Origin of the sequence: Acidithiobacillus ferridurans (assembly GCF_003966655.1) — a bacterium.
In the GTDB taxonomy this organism is placed as follows: Bacteria; Pseudomonadota; Gammaproteobacteria; order Acidithiobacillales; family Acidithiobacillaceae; genus Acidithiobacillus; species Acidithiobacillus ferridurans.
Map to the genome: position 1 here is coordinate 1,657,650 of NZ_AP018795.1, position 19,502 is coordinate 1,677,151.

At 55.9% G+C, this 19,502-nt stretch carries 28 protein-coding genes and 1 pseudogene; 23 read left to right on the forward strand and 6 right to left on the reverse strand.

The features are described 5' to 3' along the window. From AFERRID_RS08580 to AFERRID_RS08610, 7 genes are all read left to right on the forward strand, one after another. On the forward strand, positions 1–660 hold the full coding sequence (locus AFERRID_RS08580; RefSeq protein ID WP_232027422.1) for a lysophospholipid acyltransferase family protein: 660 nt from the start codon (positions 1–3) through the stop codon (positions 658–660). Continuing rightward, positions 657–1,802: a glycosyltransferase N-terminal domain-containing protein gene (locus tag AFERRID_RS08585; RefSeq protein WP_126604918.1), complete on the forward strand. Its 1,146-nt coding sequence runs from the start codon at positions 657–659 to the stop codon at positions 1,800–1,802. The genes AFERRID_RS08580 and AFERRID_RS08585 overlap by 4 nt, the downstream gene beginning before the upstream one ends. Continuing rightward, the gene (gene lpxK, locus AFERRID_RS08590; protein ID WP_126604920.1) at positions 1,799–2,800 is read left to right on the forward strand and encodes a tetraacyldisaccharide 4'-kinase; all 1,002 of its coding nucleotides are present in this window, start codon (positions 1,799–1,801) and stop codon (positions 2,798–2,800) included. Before AFERRID_RS08585 ends, lpxK begins: the two co-directional genes overlap by 4 nt. Next, the gene (locus tag AFERRID_RS08595; protein WP_009566883.1) at positions 2,800–2,982 is read left to right on the forward strand and encodes a Trm112 family protein; all 183 of its coding nucleotides are present in this window, start codon (positions 2,800–2,802) and stop codon (positions 2,980–2,982) included. Before lpxK ends, AFERRID_RS08595 begins: the two co-directional genes overlap by 1 nt. Further along, positions 2,979–3,740, forward strand: a complete 762-nt coding sequence (kdsB, locus tag AFERRID_RS08600; RefSeq protein WP_126604922.1) for a 3-deoxy-manno-octulosonate cytidylyltransferase — start codon at positions 2,979–2,981, stop codon at positions 3,738–3,740. Before AFERRID_RS08595 ends, kdsB begins: the two co-directional genes overlap by 4 nt. Positions 3,741–3,761: 21 nt before the next feature. Then, on the forward strand, positions 3,762–4,283 hold the full coding sequence (gene ppa, locus AFERRID_RS08605; protein ID WP_113526861.1) for an inorganic diphosphatase: 522 nt from the start codon (positions 3,762–3,764) through the stop codon (positions 4,281–4,283). Positions 4,284–4,347: 64 nt separating this feature from the next. Continuing rightward, positions 4,348–4,728, forward strand: a complete 381-nt coding sequence (locus AFERRID_RS08610; RefSeq protein WP_126604923.1) for a hypothetical protein — start codon at positions 4,348–4,350, stop codon at positions 4,726–4,728. 21 nt (positions 4,729–4,749) lie between these two features. Here AFERRID_RS08610 and AFERRID_RS08615 read toward each other — a convergent pair whose 3' ends face one another. Next, positions 4,750–5,733, reverse strand: a complete 984-nt coding sequence (locus AFERRID_RS08615) for an integron integrase (RefSeq protein WP_126604925.1) — start codon at positions 5,731–5,733, stop codon at positions 4,750–4,752. Between the two features lie 274 nt (positions 5,734–6,007). Here AFERRID_RS08615 and AFERRID_RS15300 point away from each other — a divergent pair, with 274 nt between their 5' ends. From AFERRID_RS15300 to AFERRID_RS08645, 6 genes are all read left to right on the forward strand, one after another. Further along, positions 6,008–6,454 (forward strand): SEC-C metal-binding domain-containing protein, encoded by a 447-nt coding sequence (locus AFERRID_RS15300; RefSeq protein WP_215890783.1) that lies wholly within the window; start codon positions 6,008–6,010, stop codon positions 6,452–6,454. A 161-nt stretch (positions 6,455–6,615) separates the two neighbouring features. After that, on the forward strand, positions 6,616–7,077 hold the full coding sequence (locus AFERRID_RS08625) for an SRPBCC family protein (RefSeq protein ID WP_126604927.1): 462 nt from the start codon (positions 6,616–6,618) through the stop codon (positions 7,075–7,077). Between the two features lie 89 nt (positions 7,078–7,166). Beyond that, positions 7,167–7,724, forward strand: coding sequence for a plasmid fertility inhibition factor family protein (locus AFERRID_RS08630; RefSeq protein WP_126604929.1), 558 nt, complete (start codon positions 7,167–7,169; stop codon positions 7,722–7,724). 85 nt (positions 7,725–7,809) lie between these two features. Beyond that, positions 7,810–8,241 (forward strand): VOC family protein, encoded by a 432-nt coding sequence (locus AFERRID_RS08635; protein ID WP_126604930.1) that lies wholly within the window; start codon positions 7,810–7,812, stop codon positions 8,239–8,241. Positions 8,242–8,329: 88 nt separating this feature from the next. Continuing rightward, the gene (locus AFERRID_RS08640; RefSeq protein ID WP_126604931.1) at positions 8,330–8,719 is read left to right on the forward strand and encodes a tautomerase family protein; all 390 of its coding nucleotides are present in this window, start codon (positions 8,330–8,332) and stop codon (positions 8,717–8,719) included. Positions 8,720–8,789: 70 nt separating this feature from the next. Further along, positions 8,790–9,569, forward strand: coding sequence for a restriction endonuclease (locus tag AFERRID_RS08645; RefSeq protein ID WP_126604933.1), 780 nt, complete (start codon positions 8,790–8,792; stop codon positions 9,567–9,569). Positions 9,570–9,667: 98 nt separating this feature from the next. Here AFERRID_RS08645 and tnpC read toward each other — a convergent pair whose 3' ends face one another. Genes tnpC through tnpA form a run of 3 tightly spaced genes read right to left on the reverse strand, consistent with a single transcriptional unit; the run spans position 9,668 to position 12,025 of the window. After that, positions 9,668–11,305, reverse strand: coding sequence for an IS66 family transposase (gene tnpC / locus AFERRID_RS08650; protein WP_126604935.1), 1,638 nt, complete (start codon positions 11,303–11,305; stop codon positions 9,668–9,670). Positions 11,306–11,354: 49 nt separating this feature from the next. Next, positions 11,355–11,702 carry an IS66 family insertion sequence element accessory protein TnpB gene (gene tnpB / locus AFERRID_RS08655; RefSeq protein WP_012536650.1) on the reverse strand — a complete coding sequence of 116 codons (348 nt, stop codon included), beginning with the start codon at positions 11,700–11,702 and terminating at the stop codon, positions 11,355–11,357. After that, entirely contained in the window at positions 11,693–12,025 is a 333-nt protein-coding gene (gene tnpA / locus AFERRID_RS08660; protein WP_126604936.1) for an IS66 family insertion sequence element accessory protein TnpA, read from the reverse strand. The genes tnpB and tnpA overlap by 10 nt, the downstream gene beginning before the upstream one ends. A 19-nt stretch (positions 12,026–12,044) precedes the next feature. On the opposite strand from tnpA, the gene AFERRID_RS08665 reads away from it, so the two are divergent. From AFERRID_RS08665 to AFERRID_RS08690, 7 genes are all read left to right on the forward strand, one after another. Then, positions 12,045–12,626, forward strand: a complete 582-nt coding sequence (locus AFERRID_RS08665) for a GIY-YIG nuclease family protein (RefSeq protein WP_126604938.1) — start codon at positions 12,045–12,047, stop codon at positions 12,624–12,626. A 7-nt stretch (positions 12,627–12,633) separates the two neighbouring features. Next, a complete protein-coding gene (locus AFERRID_RS08670) occupies positions 12,634–13,077 on the forward strand; it encodes a DUF6884 domain-containing protein (protein ID WP_126604940.1) in 444 nt (147 codons plus the stop codon). Between the two features lie 90 nt (positions 13,078–13,167). Beyond that, positions 13,168–13,620 (forward strand): GNAT family N-acetyltransferase, encoded by a 453-nt coding sequence (locus AFERRID_RS08675; protein WP_197722433.1) that lies wholly within the window; start codon positions 13,168–13,170, stop codon positions 13,618–13,620. A gap of 143 nt (positions 13,621–13,763) precedes the next feature. Continuing rightward, positions 13,764–14,249, forward strand: a complete 486-nt coding sequence (locus tag AFERRID_RS08680; RefSeq protein ID WP_113526855.1) for a VOC family protein — start codon at positions 13,764–13,766, stop codon at positions 14,247–14,249. Then, entirely contained in the window at positions 14,242–14,367 is a 126-nt protein-coding gene (locus AFERRID_RS15980) for a hypothetical protein (RefSeq protein ID WP_264158131.1), read from the forward strand. Before AFERRID_RS08680 ends, AFERRID_RS15980 begins: the two co-directional genes overlap by 8 nt. A gap of 89 nt (positions 14,368–14,456) precedes the next feature. Next, complete coding sequence (locus AFERRID_RS08685; protein ID WP_126604942.1) at positions 14,457–14,870, forward strand: GFA family protein; 414 nt, start codon at positions 14,457–14,459, stop codon at positions 14,868–14,870. A 39-nt stretch (positions 14,871–14,909) separates the two neighbouring features. After that, the gene (locus AFERRID_RS08690; RefSeq protein WP_126604944.1) at positions 14,910–15,389 is read left to right on the forward strand and encodes a GNAT family N-acetyltransferase; all 480 of its coding nucleotides are present in this window, start codon (positions 14,910–14,912) and stop codon (positions 15,387–15,389) included. Here the strand turns inward: AFERRID_RS08690 and AFERRID_RS08695 are convergent. Beyond that, positions 15,332–15,922, reverse strand: coding sequence for a GNAT family N-acetyltransferase (locus AFERRID_RS08695; protein WP_225981921.1), 591 nt, complete (start codon positions 15,920–15,922; stop codon positions 15,332–15,334). The genes AFERRID_RS08690 and AFERRID_RS08695 overlap by 58 nt on opposite strands. Then, entirely contained in the window at positions 15,919–16,173 is a 255-nt protein-coding gene (locus AFERRID_RS08700; RefSeq protein WP_225981922.1) for a type II toxin-antitoxin system TacA family antitoxin, read from the reverse strand. The genes AFERRID_RS08695 and AFERRID_RS08700 overlap by 4 nt, the downstream gene beginning before the upstream one ends. 201 nt (positions 16,174–16,374) lie before the next feature. On the opposite strand from AFERRID_RS08700, the pseudogene AFERRID_RS08705 reads away from it, so the two are divergent. The 3 genes and pseudogenes from AFERRID_RS08705 to AFERRID_RS08715 form a co-directional block, all read left to right on the forward strand. Then, positions 16,375–16,791: pseudogene (locus tag AFERRID_RS08705) on the forward strand (transposase); the annotation flags it as partial. Positions 16,792–17,202: 411 nt separating this feature from the next. Continuing rightward, positions 17,203–18,387 (forward strand): cytochrome-c peroxidase, encoded by a 1,185-nt coding sequence (locus AFERRID_RS08710; protein ID WP_225981923.1) that lies wholly within the window; start codon positions 17,203–17,205, stop codon positions 18,385–18,387. Between the two features lie 587 nt (positions 18,388–18,974). Next, a complete protein-coding gene (locus tag AFERRID_RS08715; protein ID WP_225981924.1) occupies positions 18,975–19,472 on the forward strand; it encodes a uracil-DNA glycosylase family protein in 498 nt (165 codons plus the stop codon). The last annotated feature ends 30 nt before the right edge of the window (positions 19,473–19,502 follow it).

The following is a 19,502-nucleotide window of genomic DNA, read 5'->3' on the forward strand; positions in this document are numbered from 1 at the left end:
GTGGTGGCCGCACTCGCGGCTTATATCATCAAAGGTATGGCCCTCAGTGTGCGCTGGCACGAGGAGGGGGATGCCAGCGTGCGCGCCCTGATCGAGGCCGGACAGCCTTTCCTGCTGGCCTTCTGGCATGGGCGGGGGGTTATGGTCGCCCAGGCCTACCGGCGAGTGGGCGGACGTAAAATAAAAATCCTTGTCAGCGAACATCGGGATGGCGAGCTGATTGCTGCCACCATGGCACACTGGGGCTATGGTGCGGTGCGCGGGTCGACCCGGCGCGGGGCGGTCAGGGGCGCACGAGGGATGCTGCGGGCCGCTCATGCGGGGTACGACCTGGCCATCTCCCCCGATGGTCCGCGCGGTCCCCGCGAAGTGCTGCAAGAGGGCGTTATCGAATTGGCGCGCATTTCCGGCCTGCCCATCGTGCCGGTCACCTATTCGGCACGCTGGGCGAAACGCTTCGCCAGTTGGGATGGTTTTCTGCTGCCCCTGCCGGGCGCACGTGGGGTGATCCTCTGGGGCGAACCGCTGCGGATCCCGCGCGACGCCAATACGGATACCCTGATCGCTTTGCAGCATGCGCTTGAGGCTGAGATGATTGCACTGCGGCAACGCGCTGATGCCATGGTTGGCCGGACGGAACCGACAGGCGGGACATCATGACGTATTACGAAAGCGGTCTGCTGCGTGCGCGCTGGGCAAGCTGGCAGGATGCGCGCGCCGGACGAACGGCGCAGGCCAACGCCCGCTGGGGCTGGATCAAGGCCCCCGGCGAGCGCGGTCCGATCCTGTGGATGCAGAGCTTCAGCGATGCTGACCAGCAAAGGCTGGGTATCGAGCTGGCGAAAGCCATGGCCGAAAAGCGCCGCGACCTGCGCATGGTGATGACCTTCGAGACCGAGTACCCGGCCCTTCTGGAGCAATACACCGAAGGTGCCGAGCGGCTCGGCTATGGTTTCGGACCCTGCGACCATCCCCAGGCGGTGGGGCGGATACTGGAACGGCTGATGCCCCTGCGTTATCTGGCACTGGGCCGGGCGCCCAGACCACGGCTTGCCGCCGCCCTGGGCCGACGGAAGATTCCCGCCGTGCTGATGGCGGCTGATCCTGGCCTGCAGATCCCGGCGCCGCTGGAGGCCGTCTACCCGCGGGATGCGCGCCAGGCCGGGGCCTGGGCCGGGCGGCGGGTCACTGAAGCCGTTCAGGAGCCCGTGGACTTCACCACCCTGTTCACCATCGCCCAGGTAGACCCCAATTTCCGGACGATGATCAGCGGTACCGACGAGGGCCTGCTGTGGTGGACGCAAGGGCTGAGCGCCGCCCAATGGGCCGGATGGCGGCGGGCCTGGGCCGCATCGCCCCTGTCCCGGCACGGCTTACTGTTTCTTGGCGGTACCGGCGCGCCGGCAGATCTGCCCAGGCTGTCCGCTTGGCAGCGTGCGCCCTTGCCCGCCGGGGCGGTGGTCGTCGCCGATGATGATCGCTGGTATCCGGCCCTGTCCGCCGGAGCGCAGGCGGTGCACCTGCAGAACGCCTCCCCGATGTTGCAGTGGCAGGTTTATGCGGGCTCCCGGCCCATCAGCGTCAGCCCCGGCGTGACGCTGAACGCCGCCGAACCATTGGATGCCGACACCATCCTCACCCTGGAGAAGCCCGCGCAAATCCTCGACCATTGGCAAGCCCTGCGTGGGGATGCCATGGCCGCCCGCCAGCGTGGTGACGCCACCCGGCGCATTTTCTGGCAGGAACGCCGCCATGCGGGCGAACGTCTTCCGGAATTTTTACAGCGGGTTTTTGACTGGTGACCCTCCGTCAGACTCTGGAGCAGCAATGGCAGGATGGTGGTGCACTGGCCACCGCCTTGCGGCCTCTGGGGGCGCTGACCGGCAAAGTGGCGCAATGGCGGCGGCGGCACATACAGGGCAGGGCGGCGAGTATCCCCACCATCGTCGTCGGCAACCTGGGTGTAGGAGGCAGCGGCAAAACGCCGCTGGTGGCGGCGCTGGCACGGCAACTCACGGTAGCGGGCTGGCGGGTGGCCATCATCAGCCGCGGCTATGGTGCCCGGCCCCCGCACTGGCCCTATCGGGTGCAACGCGACGACAGCCCCCAACAGGCCGGGGATGAGCCCTTGTTGCTGGCGCAGGAACAGGGACAGACCCAAGCGGTCTATCTTTGCCCTGACCGCCATCGCGCCATCGCCGCAGCGGCGGCGGATGGTTATAAACTCGCGCTACTGGATGACGGTTTCCAGCACCTCGCCCTGCAACCCAGCCTGCGTCTGCTGGTGCTCTCCGGCCCACGCCCTTTGGGTAATGGCCACTGCCTGCCGGCCGGCCCTCTGCGCGAGTGCCCGGACGCCATGCTCCATGCCGACGCTTTGCTCATGGATGCTGCCGCCACCGCCGCCATCCCGGAGCGCAACGGCGGGCCACCCCGCTTTCTTTTCCGCATCCAACCCAAGGATCTCGTCGCCGTCAACGATCCAGGCCGCTCCCGCAGCCTCGACAGTCTGCAAGGACAGCACGTAACGGCGGTCACCGGCATCGCCCGCCCGCAGCGTTTTGTCGCCAGTCTGGAGGCCCTGGGCGCCATTCCTGACCCCCGATTTTTCCCCGACCACCACGCTTTTTGCGCCAGCGACATTGCCTATTTGCCCCGCCCCCTCGTCATGACCGCCAAGGATGCCGTAAAATGCCGGAAGTTCGCGCAGGCCGACGACTGGACCCTGCGCATCGAAGCGGAGCTGGAGCCCTCCTTTCAGCCCTGGCTGGAGCAATCATTGCTGCCCTGGAGAAGCTGATGAGTATCGACCACCGCCTGCTGGACCTGCTTGCCTGCCCGCAATGCAAGGGCAGTCTGCAACCCTGTGCCCAGCGTCAGGCCCTCTGCTGTCCGCGTTGCCATCTGCAATATCCCATCCGCGACGACATCCCGGTGCTGCTTATTGACGAGGCCAAGCCCTACGAGGACAAGCCCGCGTGAGCTTCTGCGTCCTGATCCCCGCCCGGCTGGCATCTACCCGCTTGCCGCGCAAGGTGTTGCTGGACGTGGGTGGCATCCCCATGATCGAGCAGGTGCGGCGGCGTGCGCTGGAAAGCGGCGCAGCGCAGGTGGTGGTAGCCGCCGACCACCCTGAAGTGGTCGACTGCGTCCGCAGCTATGGCGGTGAAGCTCTGCTGACCGCCGCGGGGCATGTCTGCGGCACCGAGCGCGTGGCGGAAGCCGCGCGTCTGCTGGGACTGGCCAACGACGCCATCATCGTCAATCTGCAGGGTGACGAGCCGGGCATGACGCCCGCCCTGTTGCACGCCACCGCCCAACTGCTGCAGGATCATCCGCAGCGGCAGATGGCCACCGCCGCCGTCTCCATCACCCACTGGGATGATCTTGCCGATCCCCACTCGGTCAAGCTGGTGCTCGATGCCGAAGGCTGCGCCCAGTACTTTTCCCGCGCCCCTATTCCCTGGGATCGCAGCCATTTTCCTCTCAGCAGCGGGCAGACTTTGCCGCAAACCCCAGGCATCTGGTGGCGGCATCTCGGTCTCTACGCCTACCGCAATGCCTTTTTGCAGGACTACGCCTGCTGGCCAGCCAGCCCGCTGGAATCCATCGAATCGCTGGAGCAGATGCGCGCGTTGGAGCGCGGCGTGCAGATTGCGGTATATTGCGCGGCAGAAGCGCCCGCAGCGGGTGTGGACACCGCCGCCGACCTCGACCGCGTGCGCGACCTTTTTCCCTGATCACTCACAAGGAGTTTTTGCATGGACCTGAAAAAAATCCCGGCCGGCCAGTCACTGCCGGATGACGTCAACGTCGTGATCGAGGTGCCCCAGGGTTCCTCCGTCAAATATGAACTGGATAAAGAATCCGGCGCCATCGTGGTCGATCGCTTCCTTTTCACCGCCATGCACTACCCGCTTAATTACGGCTTCATCCCCAACACCTTATCCGACGATGGTGATCCTACCGATTGTCTGGTTCTGGCACCCCAGCCCGTTGCTCCCGGCGCCGTGATCCGCGCCCGGCCGGTCGGTGTACTGATGATGGAAGACGAGAAGGGCATCGATGCCAAGATTGTCGCCGTCCCCCACGACAAGGTCGCCACCGGTTACTCCGCTATCCGGGATGTCAGCGATCTGCCCGAGCCACTGCGCCACCAGATCCGCCATTTCTTCGAACACTACAAGGACCTGGAGCCCGGCAAGTGGGTCAAACTCAAGGACTGGGCCAGTGTGGCCGAGGCCCGCAGGATCATCGAAGCGGACGCCGCGCGCTACGCCTGAAGGTCTTGTCGCCCTGCGGTGAAGCAGGCAGACTGAGAGTGACTCGCTTATGCAGGAGAGCCCCATGTCCGCATCACCGCTGGCGCCCAAGTCCCCCTCATCGACGTCCCTCAAGCCGTCCGCCTTTACCGGCCTGCAACTCGCCGAGCCCCTCTGGAAAAGGGTCCCCAGCCGCGACGATGCCGGCCATCTCCTCTCTGATTTCCGCATGATTTTCCCCGGACTCCGCCAGAAAAGCGGTATTCGCCAGCAACACACTCTACGAATCATCAATGCCGTATTGCATCATTACGGCTCCTGGGTGGTATTTGCCGATTTCAATATGCGCACGAATTTGCTCTGGGTGAGTATTCGTCCACGTCCTGGTTTAACGCTGGAAATTCCCGCAGCGATTAAAACGCTGGTGCCGGAAGCGTTATTATTGGCGCCCTATTGGTGGCGGTAATGGGCGGCAGTTATGGATGAGTTACATATCCAGCGGGCTGATAATACCACGACCGCCTTTGTTCATGACGTGGGTATAAATCATAGTGGTATTTACGTCTTTATGTCCTAAAAGCTCCTGCACGGTGCGAATGTCGTAGCCTGCCTGCAGCAGATGGGTTGCGAAGGAGTGGCGTAACACATGGGGTGTCACCGGCTTTACAATGCCGGCACGGCTTGCCGCAGTACGTATTGCGCGTTGTACCGTCGCCTCATAAATATGGTGCCGTCTTTGTACCCCGGAACGCGGATCAATACTTAATGCAGGAGACGGGAACACATACTGCCAGCCCCAGGATTGCGCACTGGAAGGATATTTCACCGCCAGCGCATCCGGCATAAAGACCGCCCCAAGACCGTTTTCTAAATCTGTATCATGCAGTAATTTGGCCTTTTCCATTTGCTTTTTTAGGGGTAGTAGAATGTTTTCCGGTAAGACGGTCACCCGGTCTTTAGCCCCCTTACCATCCCGGATGACGATTTCGCGGCGTTCGAACTCCACGTCTTTTATCCGGAGGCGCAAACCCTCCAACAGACGCATACCCGTACCATAGAGCATGCTCGCGATGAGCCACATCGTTCCTGAGAGCTCGTGCAGTAAGGCGCGGGTTTCCGTTGGTGTCAGCACCACCGGCAGGTGCTGCGAAGGTTTGGCGCTGGTGATGTTATCCAGCCAGGGCAGGTCAATACCCAAAACCTGCTTGTAGAGAAAGAGCAGCGCCGCCTTGGCCTGATTTTGGGTAGAGGATGAGACGCTGCGTTCAGTGGCGAGATGGCTCAGGAAGGCCTCCACCTCGGCGGCACCCATGTTTTTGGGGTGCCGTTTCTGATGAAAAAGAATAAAGCGCCGCGCCCAGTCCGTATAGGCCTCTTCGGTGCGGATGCTGTAATGCATCACCCTGATCCGGGCACGCACCTGGTCCAGAAGCCTGGGCGGGGTGCTGGGAGTTGCTTGGCTATTTTCCATCCCGAAAATTTTAGGCTGTCCTAAATTTTTAGGAAAGGGCGGTGTTTTGTAGATACAGTATGTTGGTTATTTATCATGTTGCGTTAGGCGCCATGTATGTGGTAGCGTTGTACAATCTAAATTATGTTGGGCATCATAGGAAGCATCCATGCCATCAATCCCAGCCTTCTGTGATACTTGTGGAACAGCATTTCCATCCGGTTTTTTCTTTGAGAACGCGTCAAACGTCACGCTATCTGGAAACAAGTCGGGTCCATGTCCGAGTTGTGGAGGCATGGGGCATGTCCCAGACGGTGTTTTCAATTTTATTGGCAACACCATTGAGATATTGTCAGCTCCCCAACGGACCGTTAAAGAGCTGTCTCGCTTAGTTCAAATAATTCACGAGGCCAAAGAAAAGCAACAATCAAACGAGCAAGTTGCTGCACTGATAAAGCAAGAGCTTCCCGGGCTTTCTTCACTGGCTGACATCCTGCCGAAGAATCGAGGAGAGCTTTATGGCTTTCTTGGTGTAGTGCTTGCTGCTATCACGTTGCTTACCCAATCCCCACAACCATCTCAAAACATAACAATTAATGTGTCTCAGGTTGTCGAGCAAACACTTGTAAACGCATCGACTCCTAAGCAGATGGCATCGCAATCAAAGAAAATTGGTCGAAACGAGCCATGCCCATGCGGCAGCGGGAAGAAATACAAAAAATGCTGCGGCACTCTCAAATGACGCCCAACCCGGCAGTCGAGAGGGACTGCGCAAAAGCGCGCAGCCCCTCACTTTTACGTTATGCTTCAAAAACGTATCCGAACAGTTTGATGTCCGAAAACAACGAGAATTTATGCCACGTAAGAAGTTATAGATCCCACTCCATTATCTAGGAGGTTTCTATGGTCAAGGTCTATTACAGTAGCGTCCTGAACCAACCCGCAGATCGAGTTTGGGGTTTTGTTCGAGACTTCAACAGCTACCCGAGCTATATTGAAGGGGTTGCCGAGAGCGTTATTGAAGACGAGAAAAACGGTGATGAAATTGGTGCTGTGCGACGCTTTCGTATAGGCCAAACTTGGAAGCGGCAGCGCCTGACTGCCCATTCTGACTCTCAGCGTTCATTCAGCTATGCGGGGATGGAACCAATCGAGTTCCCGTCGCATGGCGGCATCGATGCTCCAGCCGCCGCCAACTATGAGGGTACCTTGCGGCTCACGCCGATCGTAGATGGGAATCGAACCTTCATTGAATGGTTTGTAGAACTCGATTGCACGCCAGAGGACGCCACCCAATGGAACGAATTGTTCACCAATCTAATCCCCAAGTGGGTAAATTCCTTGAAACGCGCCTTGGACGGCTAGTAAAGCATAACAATTCGCTGCAGCCGACCGTCATCCCGCTACGCGGTCTGCCGGCGGCTGAGCTCAAGCGTTAGGCATGGGAGAGTGCTTTGGTTACGTTTAGCACAAAAGACTATTGGGGCAATCTGTTTGTCGTCTTCACCGTGCCCCTCCCCAATCGGCCTCCCGTCTTCATGTCAATGAAAGTGACGGAATACAACAAGGACAAGTCCGGAGTTGTTATTATTGATCCCGAAAAATTTCTTGAACTTTGGCGTAATGAGCCACACAGCATCCATAGGTCAGAAGCAAATGGCACCCCGCAAACGTGGCCGCATGATCGAAAGTATGGACATGCTGCGGAGGGCTTTTCTCACGGGTTTGATAACCCAGTTCCGCTAGCCTATGTCTCGCATGGCATCAGCACTCGAACCATTGTTTCGCACAGGTTCCTTTGGTTCGGGAAAAGTGTGCGCCACGAGCAGTTTCATTATGTTGGCTTTACGAACGGTATCACCAGAACGATCTGGTTGCTAACCCAAGGGTGCACTGCCTTTCCAGTCGAATGCGAAATGCCTGGAGCTAGAGAGCTACACCGAGTAGCCGCCGCGCCAAACACGCATTTCTATACAGTTGGTGAACTCGCAGAGGTGGCATCACATGCCTAACCCATCATTCCACCGGACCTTGCGCATAAAGCCGCGCAAGGCCGGTGAATTCAAACGTTAGCCCTGCCAATCACAGAGCCATACCATGACCGAAGTTATTGGAATTGACCATATCTATATCACCGTTTCCGATCTTAATCGCTCGGAGATTTTCTATGACCTCGTTTTATTAGAGGCACTGGGCTTTCGCAAAAACAAGTTCACTCTGGGCGGCGACCCTCACGTTCAATATTTCAACCGCCATTTTGGTTATGTCCTTCGGCCTTCGCGTACCGAAGCCGCACACGACTCATATTCCCCTGGGTTGCACCACTTCTGCCTCCGCGTTGATTCGGCGGAGGGAGTCGCTGCCGTAGCCACTCAGCTTCGTAGATCCGGCATCGAGGCATCGGAAGCTAAGCTCTATCCTGATTACGCCCCTGACTATTGGGCAACATTCTTCACCGACCCCGACGGCATCCGTCTTGAGGTCACGAATTACCGGCTGGAACGCCGAGAGCGCCATGACGGTTGGTAAAAGCAGGGCTAACACTACATTCGAGCGGGACGCGCCAAAAGCGGCGCGCCCCTCAATTTGAACGTTAGGTTTCACAAGGACGCATCCTATGGCACAAATAAAAATTTATGGCCTAAAATCTTCGCTATTGGAAAAGACTTCTTCACTTTCATCTGCGATTCACGCAGCGATCGTCGAAGCACTGGTATTTCCTCCCGATAAAAAATTCCACCGGTTCATCGCGCTAGAAAAATCGGAGTTCATCTTTCCGGAAGATCGCAGTGACAACTACACGATTATTGAAATTTCAATGTTCGAGGGTCGATCAGCCGAATCAAAAAAATCGCTTATTCGCCTAATTTTTGCCAACATCGAGCGTGATGTAGGCATTGCACCGCAAGACGTAGAAATCACTATCACTGAGACGCCAAAACAAAATTGGGGTATTCGCGGTATATGCGGCGATGAGTTGGCTTTGGGGTACAAAGTCAATGTGTAACCTAACCTTGCATTCAAGAGGGACGCGCTAAAGCGCGCCCCTTAATTTAACGTTATACAAAAGGAAGAGTATGGCTAAGCCGGGGACAGACTTTGAGGACTACGTCCACTACATCTACAGCACCCTTCTAAACTTGAAGGGTGAGAAGGTGCGCGTATCCAAGCGTACGACATTCAAATTACCATCCGGTGAGTCTTATGAGGTTGACGTATTCTATGAATTCATTCACGTTGGTGTAAGGCATCGCGTAGCCATTGAGTGCAAGGACTGGAAGTCCCCCGTTAGCCAAGGACAGATTTTAGAATTCCACCAAAAGATTAAAAATATTGGTGATGACGTGGTCGGGATCTTCGTGTCACGTTCTGGTTACCAGTCAGGCTCGAATGCTGTAGCTGCACGGCATAAGATACGCCTACTCGAAGCCAAAGATGTGCCGACAATTCATGGCATGTTATCTCAGCATATAACAACAAGCTTTATTCCAGAAGATGGCTGCATCGGCGAACCTTTTTGGTATGTGGCAGAGCTAGATCGTCCTGATGGTGAACCAACCGGAACGTACTATGCTTTTCCAGAAGACAGTCCGATAAATATACCGCTATTTATCTCGAAGCAATACGCGTTGAAATTTCACGCTTCGCTTCCCGATAAAGATAAATTTAAAGTATATGGCATGGCTCAACATAAGCTTCGAGGATTACTTGCTTTCGCAATACCGCAGAAAATATCATTTGGAATAGTGTTCAATTATCCGACAAGCAATGGTGGTCTAAAGATAAAACCATTGAGTGCGATGGAATTAAAAAACGACTACCTTTTACTAGACGTCCCAAAGAGTCTAGAAAAATAAATAGTGTCACAGGAGGTGCCACGGGGTGCGAGTCGTGTGTATAACTATTCGGTCAACCGTAAACGTTCAGCCAACCCACCCTTGCGGGTTGGCGCCAATCAGGCTAATGCAGATTTTTTCCAGTTCCACGGCAAGAGTTCGTGGAGTTTTTTGTTGGGCCAGGTCGGGAGCTTTTCGAGCACGTCACAGAGGTACGCGAAGGGCTCGATGCCGTTGAGTTTGCACGTTTCGATGATGCTGTAGAAGGACGCGGCACGCTCGCCACCGGCATCATTTCCAACAAATAAAAAATTCTTGCGACCAATGGCCACGCCCCGCAGCGCTCGCTCCACCGGATTATTATCGATGCTGAGTTGTCCTTCTTCGAGGTAGAGCGTCAGTGCTTTCCAACGCTTCAGCGCATAGCCGATGGCTTTAGCGATGCCACTTTTCGGCGCCACCTGCATCTGGGTTTCCGTGAGCCAGGCATGGAAGGCTTCCAGCAGGGGACCGGCACGCTGCTGCCGGGCGGCGACTTTCTGATCTGGTAGAGATTCCTTGATCTCCGCTTCGATGGCGTAGAGTTTGACGATCCAGGCCAGGGCCTTCTGGGCTACCGGACTGGGACCCCGCTGTTCCACGTCATAGAAGTGGCGGCGGACATGCGCCCAGCATCCCGCTTCGATGATCTGTTCCTTGCGGTAGAGGGCATCATACCCCCCATAGTCATCGGTCTGGAGAATGCCTTTCCAGTCGCCCAGGAAGTGTTGCGCGTGGATCCCCTTACGGTCCGGGGCATAATCAAAGACCACGACGGGATGCGGGGCATCCGCCTGGCTGCGATACACCCAGAGATAGGCTTTGTCCGTCTTGCCGCTGCCGGGGTTGAGGACGGGCAAGGGCGTCTCGTCGGCGTGCAGAATCTTTCCTTCCAGCAAGGCCCTTTTGCAGGCTTCGGCGAGCAGGCTGATCCAGTATTCGCCCTGACCCAGCCAGCTGCAGAGGGTGGCGCGAGAGATCGGTACGCCCGCTCGCTGGTACTGGGTTTCCTGCCGGTACAAAGGCAGGTGATCCACGTGTTTCGCCGTCATCACATGGGCCACCAGGCGCGCCGTGGGCAAGCCCTTGTCAATCACCTGTGCCGGTAATGCCGGACTTTCGAGGGTACCGCAGGGGCGGCAGACCAGTTTGGGGCGGATATGGCGAATCACCTGGAAGCGTCCGGGGATATAATCCAGTTTTTCGCTGATCTCTTCCCCGACCGTTTCGAGTGGACCCCCACATTGCGCGCAAGTGCAAGTCTTGGGATCGTGACGTACTTCTACCCGGGGCAGATGGGCGGGGATCGCCATGCGGCCGGGGTGCCGGCGTACGGGACGGGCGGGGACCGCTACGGTCTGCGCGTCGGCGGCTGCTCCCTCTGCACGGCCAGCGGTCACGGCCGCACTGTCTTCCAGAACGGTTTCGAGGAGGCTTTCCATCGCCGCGATTTCGGTATCCAGCGCTTCTTCCCAAAGACTGATCTGGTCGGGAGAGAGCTTTTCCGAACGGCGTCCGAATCGCCAGCGCTGCAGTTTGGCGATGGTGCTTTCCAGGCGGGCGATGGTTTCATCGCGCAGGGCAATGGCCGCTTGCTGTTGGGCGATGATCCGGGTGCGTTCCGCTTCCTGTTCCTCCTGCTGTTGCAGCAGGCTCAGCACCAGATCGCGCAGGGCGTCCGGGCTGGTGGGAAGAGGCGTTTGCGGCGCTGAAATCATCAGAAAATAGTATCGGAACTGGGCTATTTATACAAGAAATTCCCGCTAGTTACAGCAGTGTTGGTGTGCATTTTTCCAGGCTCGGTAACGGCGTCCACGGGCGCCCCTCTACCAGCATCGCCCACTGCGCAGCGGAGAGTTCTATGGCACCGGCATCGGCGCGGGGCCAATGGAGTCGTCCCTGATCCAGACGGCGATACACCAGCCAGAAGCCCAGTCCATCCCACAGTAACAATTTCAGACGATCCCCTCGGCGGTTGCGAAAGACAAAAGCATGACCGCAAAAAGGATCGGCAGCCAATACCCCCTGTACCTTGGCCGCCAGGCCATCAAAGCCTAACCGCATATCTACGGGCGCTGCCGCGAGCCAGATCCGGCTGCTCGAATTTAGCCACATGGTCTTTCCAGAATCTGCACCAAGGTCTGGAGCCAGCTGGTATCTACCGGCGCCGCAAGCTTCAGGCTACGACCGGATAACAGGTGAATTTCCACCGGTGAAACAGGCGTCCTGACCGGCGCGGCCAGAGTTACCGGCAAAAACCCTTCGGGCACGGCGGACAGCAACGGCGTTTGTATAGAATCGGCAAAGCGTTTGCGCCAGTAATGCAGCGTGGCTACGGCGATCCCCGCCTGCGCACAATAATTCTTGACCGACTGTCCGCTCGCCTGAAATCCCTCTACCTGCTGCCGCCAATAAGCGACTTTCTCTTCTTTCTTCATCACCATCCCTCCGCGCTGAATGCAGATCAGGATCGGTCAGGTCAGGAAATTTGGGAAGGTGGGTTGCTTAGACGCTTACAAATGGTCGAATCTCCCTACGTCCCCTGGTGTTTACTGGTGGTATTTCCCACGCATAGCACTTGATCATTTTCGCATTGCCGAATTCTGTGACGTCACGAAACTACGGTTACGGACCGCGCCAGATGGCAAAGTGTGCCTCTATCACGGTTTAGCTAAGAGCATCGCACAGCGCGTGGAATGGCATGCAGCTCAAAAGTTAACATTGAGTTGCTTACAGACCGGTTTCCTCTCGACCTTCCGGTTTACTCTTCTTGCCCTGAACGACTTTGATTACTCGGAAGGAGCGGAAAAGATCGACAAGTATTTCGACGCTCTCTCTGTCAGTTGGCGATCGACGACGACAAGGGAAGATGCAGAATCCATCGAGTGTAACGAGCTTCATGGCGAATACCATTACCCACTCAACATTCAAGGGAACAAACGGCCTGAACTATTAGCTTTTACCCGCCATTTGAAGGCCATGCGAAGCGCCTACAAAAAACGATATATCAGTAGTAGTGACCATCATTGTGCGAAGTGAGATGACAATGCAATCCAACAATTCCACTATCTATCTTGTTTCTTGTGTCAGCAAAAAACGAAATCAACCATGCGCGGCACGTGATTTGTATATTTCTGATTGGTTCATCAAGGCGCGTCGATATGCAGAATTATCTTTATATCCATGGTATGTGCTATCTGCCGAGTACGGTTTGGTTCCTTCCGATCAAATAATTGCACCATATGAGCGAACGCTCAACACGATGAGGGTGGTGGATCGCCGATCTTGGGCCGATCATGTATCCCTTCAAATCTCGGAAGCCGCTCCAGACTTGAAACAAGTGGTGTTCTTGGCAGGTGTGCGGTATCGTGAGTTCTTGACCAGCCACCTTTCCGATAGGGACGTAAAAGTATCGATCCCAATGGAAGGGCTGCGAATCGGAGAGCAACTGAGTTGGCTTTTACAGCACACCTCGTTGTCTGTAGATTAATGGTCAAGCGGCCGAACAATTCATTCAATCCGACGCCGCTTCGCGGCGCGGATTAATTCAAATGTTAGGCACCAAGGAACAATAGACACGATGATGCAACTTACTTCTGCAAATACTTCGGACATCCCAGCACTTTGCGCATTGCTGGATATCTTGTTTTCTCAAGAAGCAGAGTTTAAACCCGATCACGAAGCACAAAGCCGTGGCTTAGCTCGCATCCTTAGCAATCCAGAAATTGGGCTTATCGTTGTCGCTCGTCAAGACAGCCAAGTGATCGGTATGGTTAATCTTCTCTACACAGTATCTACGGCGCTCGGCGAGCGCGTCGCGCTACTGGAAGATATGGTAGTGTCCCCCGCCGCTCGCGGCGCTGGTGTTGGTTCTCGGCTCCTGGAGCAAGCTATTCAATTCGCGCGCTTGAACGGGTGCAAACGCATTACCTTGCTCACAGACTGCGCGAATGAATCAGCGCAACGATTTTATCAAAGGCATGGTTTCGGTTTTTCGGCCATGATCCCTCTTCGTCTTTCGCTGGGCGAATAGGTTGCTATGCCTAACATGGCATTCGAGCGAGACGCGCCATAAGCGGCGCGCCCCTCAACTTTACGTTAGACCGCCAATGGGGAATCGTTGACTTCATCCGGGAACGGCACAGACTCTATTTCTAACTACGATAGAGGACCATCATGACCAAGATCGCAAAGAACACGATTTGCCTTTGGTACGAACGCGATGCCGAGGAGGCGGCGCTATTCTACGCCAAGACCTTTCCCGATTCGTCCGTCGGCGCGGTGCATCGCGCACCGGGCGACTTTCCGTCGGGCAAGCAAGGGGACGTATTGATAGTCGAGTTTACCGTGATGGGTATACCCTGCTTGGGGCTGAATGGCGGACCCGCGTTCAAGCACAATGAAGCGTTCTCGTTCCAGGTTGCCACGGAAGATCAGGCCGAGACCGATCGGTACTGGAATGCGATCGTCGGCAACGGCGGCCAAGAGAGCGAGTGCGGTTGGTGCAAAGACAAGTGGGGCGTCTCCTGGCAAATTACGCCAATTGCGTTGATCAAGGCGTATACCAATCCCGATCTCTCCGCCGCCAAGCGGGCGTTCGATGCAATGATGACGATGAAAAAAATAGACATCGCCGTGATCGAGGCGGCGGTTCGTGGCTAGAAGCTGGCGGTCTAACAACAGCATGCAGCGGACGGCGCTGCGCGCCCGCGAACGAGAAGCGAGTGGTACGAACATCTGGGCGGCGGGCGGACACCGCTACGCGGCTTCGCTCGCGTGAGCCTCCGCGCACTTCGTGCCCTACGGCCTCAGGCGGGTGCCGCACAACTCGCACCTCGTTATGCACCCATTAACAGATAGGAGTCTTTTATGAATGCAAAGTATTCTGGGCAGTGTCTTTGTGGGGAGATCAGTTATTCAGTTGATATTGAGCCAATGTTTACTGGAAATTGTCATTGCAAAGACTGTCAAAGATCATCAGGCAGTGCATTCATTCCGGCGATGATTTTCCCTGAGAAAGATGTTGTTGTTTCAGGTGAAGCAAAATATTTTGAGTCTCAGGCAGACAGCGGAAATATGCACAAAAGAGATTTCTGCCCGAATTGTGGTTCTCAATTGTTCGCACGGTTCAGCAGTATGCCAGGGATGCTGGGTATAAAGGCTGGAACTTTAAATGACCCATCAAATTATGTTCCAAAGTTAGATTTCCATGTAGGTAGTGCTGCGCCTTGGGACTTTATGAACCCAGAGCTACCTAAAAAGCATGGGGCTGCGCAAAGCTAACGATAGTACATAACAATCTAATCAAGCCGGGCTTACGAAATGACATCGAACTTTTCCATACAAAGAGCAACTGCAAGTGATGCCCATGAAGTCGCCATCATGGTGGGTGAATTACTGCACGAAATTATGAGTGCAATTGGTATGCAGGCCTTCAATTTCAATCTTCATGAAACATCGGCCAAGCTGAAAGATTTCATTGACCGAGAGAAGTACTTTGTTTTTATCGCCATAGGGGGGAATACAAGCCAAATGGGCTTTATTGCGCTTTACGAAAGCTACGCGTTATATGCTGAGGGCGCCTTTGGTACGATTGCAGAGCTATTTGTGCGTCCAGGCTACCGGTCACAAGACATAGGACAGCGCCTTATAGAGCAAGCAAAGTTGTTCGGCAACTCGCGCGGTTGGAAGCGACTAGAAGTTACGACTCCTCCACTCCCACAGTTCGACAGAACACTCGCCTTTTACGAGAAGGAAGGGTTCGCAATTACGGGCGGTCGCAAGTTAAAGGTTGCTTTGTGACACAAGACATCAGAATCTGTTTTGTCGGAGATTCGTTCGTTAGCTTTGACGGTACTCACGCGCAGCATCAACGTCATCGGATGTTGTGGTGACTCCTGAAAGCCGTAGTGCTCATAGAACTGTTTGGCGCGTTCGTGGAGCGCATGAACCAGCAAAGCGCGAACTCCGGTGTTCTGCGATACGGTGATGGCCCGATTCACCGCGTCTTGCAGCATGGCTGCCCCCAGTTTGATGCCTTGTGCCCGTCGATCCACCGCCAGCCTGCCAAGCACCATGACGGGAACCGGATCGGGCATATTGCGACGAACCGAGCCGGTCGCCAGTTGATGAGAGACCGCACCAGCTGACATGGAGTAGAAGCCACGCACACGATTTTCTTCATCAACGACCACAAAACTCCTGCTGGCGCCAGTGAGCTGGTTGTTCATCGCCCGGCGTTTGAGCCACTCCTCCAGAGCAGGCTCTCCGCACTCAAAGTCGCCCAACAGATGCGTCGCGGCAAGTGGTTGCGGCGAGGATAGCTTCAAGCTCATGCTGGATTGCTTTCCCATGGCGCCTTGACCGCCATCAACCGCTCAAGACCCTCATTGGCGCGTGGCGGCGCATCAAGCATGGCGGTGAACTGCCGGAATTTTTCCGCATCCAGCCCAAAGAACACCTGATCGAGCAGCACCGATTGCGCACGCTCGCCGGCGGCTTCCAGCATGAAATCGGAACGGTTTTTGCCCAGCAGGTGGGCGGCGTGGTCAATGAGATCACGTTGTTCCGGCTGGGCGTTGGGCATTCTCATGGCTAGCGGCTAAACTTGGCGCATGGCACCTACTATTTTCCTTCAAGGGGCATTTCGCTTTTTCTTTTTTTCACGCGAAGAACCACGAATACACGTTTATGTTACTCATACCGATGGTGAAGCCAAATTTGGGTTGGAGCAGAAATTGAGTTGGCATTGAACCAAGGGCTTTCTCAAAAACAGGTCGGCGAGGCGTTGGCTCTGGTTCACGCCCATCACGAGGAGGCCAAGCGTCTGACCTTTGCCACACCGGGCAAGGATGCCGAAACCATCGCGCGCTTTACCGATGACTTGCGGGTTCATGGTGGAGATGCCGAGGCGATCCAGGAAGTCAGCATGGACCTGTCCCCTGCCTTCCAGAAAGGGGGAAAAGAGCATTTGCCCAATGCTCAGATGACTTTTGATCGTTTCCACCTGATGAAACTGGTCAACACTTTGCTGAAGGTCTGGGGGGGAGATGCTAAGGCCAGCGGTCTGCCCCCTCTGGTCAAGGTGGCCTACACCATCATGAATCACTGGGACGGCTTCTTGCACTGGTTTGATAGCCACATCACCAACGGCATTCTGGAGGGGTTCAACCTGCTGCAATCCGCTAAATCCAAGGCACGCGGCTAGATGCCGAACGAAGTCGGCGGACTCACGGACGCGGACGTCCAGGCGCGCATCGCGCGTGGCGAGGTCAACCAGGCGGTGATGCAGCCGAGACGCTGCGCTATTTCGACGCCCAAGGGGTCGCGATCAAGCTCCTGTCGGGAGACCACCCGGCTACCGTCGGCCAGGTCGCGTCGCAGCTCGGGATAGATTGGAAGCGGGCATAGGACTCGGCTAGAATGACCGAGTTCGCGTCCGACCTAAAAATGGAGAAGTGCACCGTTTTGTCTGATGTTTGGTCGCAAACGGAAATAAATCAGAAACAATAGGATAGGATCGTTTTGGCAGCACGAATATGAGACACAATGATCTCAAATATCTCATAGTTGAGATATTGAACTGCTTTTCTTGGCACGGTCTAGACTTTTACCGTTGATTGCTTTTAAATTAATTCTAGTATTGTTCCTGTTCGTGGAGGAGTTTATGGAAAAGGCAGGTAGTCTACATGCGCGGAAACGGCATAGGTTGGCCGCCGCCCGTACGGTTTTGGCGGCGGCCGTTGGTTTTGGTGGAATCGCTGTAGCCTTCGCCTTCGGTGGCGAGTTCCCCTCGAAGGTTCCGGTACCAGCAAACAACCCCATGACACCCCAAAAAATCTCTCTGGGTAAGCAGTTGTTTTTTGATCCACGACTATCCCTTACCGGCGATGTCTCCTGTGAAACCTGTCATAATGTCATGGGCAACGGCAGTGACGGCTTGCCACTTTCGTTCGGCGTGCTTGGCCGGGTGGACACCCCTCGTCACGCGCCATCGGTATTTAATGCCGCCTTCAATACCGTGCAGTTCTGGGACGGACGAGCCGATAGCCTAGAGGCTCAGGCCAAAGGCCCCATCCTCAACCATGTGGAAATGGGCATGCCGAATGCAGCAGACCTGGTCAAACGCCTGCAGGAAATACCTGGCTATCGCGATGAATTTCGCAAGGTATTCGGTGACAAGGACCCTATCACCTTCGACCATGTTGTACAGGCTATAGCCACTTATGAGCGCACTCTGGTAACGCCAGACAGTCCCTATGACCGCTACGTCAAAGGCGACAAGGCAGCACTTAGCAGTAGCGCCATAGAGGGCATGAAAACAATCCGCTCGTTTGGATGTGAGTCATGTCACGCCGGACCGATGTTCGACAATCCCGGTACGCCCATGGGGACTGGTTGGTTTCAGAAATTCCCGGTGCAGCCACACAATCCGGTCTGTGCCAAATACGTACAGAAATATCATCTCATGGACGATCCTGGTCGTTTCGATGTGACCCACAAAGCGGTAGACATGCATGTATTCAAGGTCCCTAGTTGGCGCAATGTCGCTCTGGAAGCGCCCTATTTCCAAAATGGCTCCGTGCGCACCCTGCAAACCGCGGTGCGGGTCATGGCTGCCTGTCAGTTGGGCCTGACGGTCACGAATAAGCAGGTGAGCGATATCGTTTCCTTTTTAGATAGCCTCACCGGGAAATTTCCCAAGGAGACCATGCCAACCCTTCCAGAGACGCCTAACACTACCATTATGATGAATGTTTCTCGATTGCAAAAAGTGGCAGTAGAAAATGAGAAGAAGTGAATTCTACTAGGGGCGGTTAGAAATCTCATCCAAGGAGCAAAAGGTATGCAACAACGTTCGGCACCCCAGGAAACTATTGGCACCCCAGCCAAGCTTTGTTCCCATTGATTTCCAAGTCAAACCCATCATTCCGGCGGACGCGCTAAAGCGTGCCGCTGGATTCACCGGTGTGTGCCGGGCATGGCACATAGCTACCCAGGTGCGAGTCCTGGGGCCAGGTTTCCGCAGAGCCGAAGGCAAGGGGGAGGGCAAGGGCGTTGTCGCGACACAGGGTCTGAAGGAAGTTGGCTCGACTCCAACGCTGCGGGGCGATGAACAAAAACCGGATAGGAGGCGTGGTGCATCTGGGACGAGCGGGTATATGACCGCGAAGTCCTCCATCTGCGGTTGTTGGGATGCACTTTGTAAATCCGGCGGCAGCGCAGAAAGTGATGTTTTGCTTGATCACACTCACCCCTATCCCGAATAGATTTTTAATGTCCGATTCCACGACGTATGGTGATCCTCTTACCGCGCTACTCGCTCGTGTTCGCCATTGCGAACTTTGCGCCGGGCAGCTGCCGCTTGGTGCGCGTCCGGTGCTGCAGATGGATTCGCGCGCCCGTATTTTGATCGCTGCGCAGGCTCCGGGCAGGAAGGTGCACGAAACAGGTATTCCCTTCAACGATGCCAGCGGCGATAGGCTTCGTACCTGGCTGGGTATCTCCCGAGAGGTATTCTACGACGCCCGACAGGTGGCGCTCGTGCCCATGGGATTCTGCTACCCAGGCACCGGAACGTCCGGAGACTTGCCGCCGCGGCCAGAGTGCGCTCGTGTCTGGCATGGGGAGTTACTGCCGCATTTGCAGCATCTGCAACTCACTCTGGTCATCGGCCAGTATGCCCGGGCTTATCACCTTCCTGCCGAGGCCGGAACGCTGACGGAGGTGGTTCATGCATGGCGCGAAAACTGGCCCAACCGCATACTGCTGCCGCATCCCAGCCCGCGTAATAATCTGTGGCTGAAGCGCAATCCGTGGTTCGAGAAAGAACTCATTCCGGCGCTTCAGGCGCGTGTTGCCGAGGTGCTTGCGCAGGACCGTTGACCTGGCATTCAGGAAGGGTGTTATGGTAAT

Coding starts and splice junctions, on each gene's coding strand:
- AFERRID_RS08585 (WP_126604918.1), top strand. CDS start 657: ATGACGTATTACGAAAGCGGTCTGCTGCGTGCGCGCTGGGCAAGCTGG.
- AFERRID_RS08595 (WP_009566883.1), top strand. CDS start 2,800: ATGAGTATCGACCACCGCCTGCTGGACCTGCTTGCCTGCCCGCAATGC.
- ppa (WP_113526861.1), top strand. CDS start 3,762: ATGGACCTGAAAAAAATCCCGGCCGGCCAGTCACTGCCGGATGACGTC.
- AFERRID_RS08610 (WP_126604923.1), top strand. CDS start 4,348: ATGTCCGCATCACCGCTGGCGCCCAAGTCCCCCTCATCGACGTCCCTC.
- AFERRID_RS08615 (WP_126604925.1), bottom strand. CDS start 5,733: ATGGAAAATAGCCAAGCAACTCCCAGCACCCCGCCCAGGCTTCTGGAC.
- AFERRID_RS15300 (WP_215890783.1), top strand. CDS start 6,008: ATGGGGCATGTCCCAGACGGTGTTTTCAATTTTATTGGCAACACCATT.
- AFERRID_RS08625 (WP_126604927.1), top strand. CDS start 6,616: ATGGTCAAGGTCTATTACAGTAGCGTCCTGAACCAACCCGCAGATCGA.
- AFERRID_RS08635 (WP_126604930.1), top strand. CDS start 7,810: ATGACCGAAGTTATTGGAATTGACCATATCTATATCACCGTTTCCGAT.
- AFERRID_RS08640 (WP_126604931.1), top strand. CDS start 8,330: ATGGCACAAATAAAAATTTATGGCCTAAAATCTTCGCTATTGGAAAAG.
- AFERRID_RS08645 (WP_126604933.1), top strand. CDS start 8,790: ATGGCTAAGCCGGGGACAGACTTTGAGGACTACGTCCACTACATCTAC.
- tnpC (WP_126604935.1), bottom strand. CDS start 11,305: ATGATTTCAGCGCCGCAAACGCCTCTTCCCACCAGCCCGGACGCCCTG.
- tnpB (WP_012536650.1), bottom strand. CDS start 11,702: ATGTGGCTAAATTCGAGCAGCCGGATCTGGCTCGCGGCAGCGCCCGTA.
- tnpA (WP_126604936.1), bottom strand. CDS start 12,025: ATGAAGAAAGAAGAGAAAGTCGCTTATTGGCGGCAGCAGGTAGAGGGA.
- AFERRID_RS08665 (WP_126604938.1), top strand. CDS start 12,045: ATGCAGATCAGGATCGGTCAGGTCAGGAAATTTGGGAAGGTGGGTTGC.
- AFERRID_RS08670 (WP_126604940.1), top strand. CDS start 12,634: ATGCAATCCAACAATTCCACTATCTATCTTGTTTCTTGTGTCAGCAAA.
- AFERRID_RS08675 (WP_197722433.1), top strand. CDS start 13,168: ATGATGCAACTTACTTCTGCAAATACTTCGGACATCCCAGCACTTTGC.
- AFERRID_RS08680 (WP_113526855.1), top strand. CDS start 13,764: ATGACCAAGATCGCAAAGAACACGATTTGCCTTTGGTACGAACGCGAT.
- AFERRID_RS08685 (WP_126604942.1), top strand. CDS start 14,457: ATGAATGCAAAGTATTCTGGGCAGTGTCTTTGTGGGGAGATCAGTTAT.
- AFERRID_RS08690 (WP_126604944.1), top strand. CDS start 14,910: ATGACATCGAACTTTTCCATACAAAGAGCAACTGCAAGTGATGCCCAT.
- AFERRID_RS08695 (WP_225981921.1), bottom strand. CDS start 15,922: ATGAGCTTGAAGCTATCCTCGCCGCAACCACTTGCCGCGACGCATCTG.
- AFERRID_RS08700 (WP_225981922.1), bottom strand. CDS start 16,173: ATGCCCAACGCCCAGCCGGAACAACGTGATCTCATTGACCACGCCGCC.
- AFERRID_RS08715 (WP_225981924.1), top strand. CDS start 18,975: ATGGATTCGCGCGCCCGTATTTTGATCGCTGCGCAGGCTCCGGGCAGG.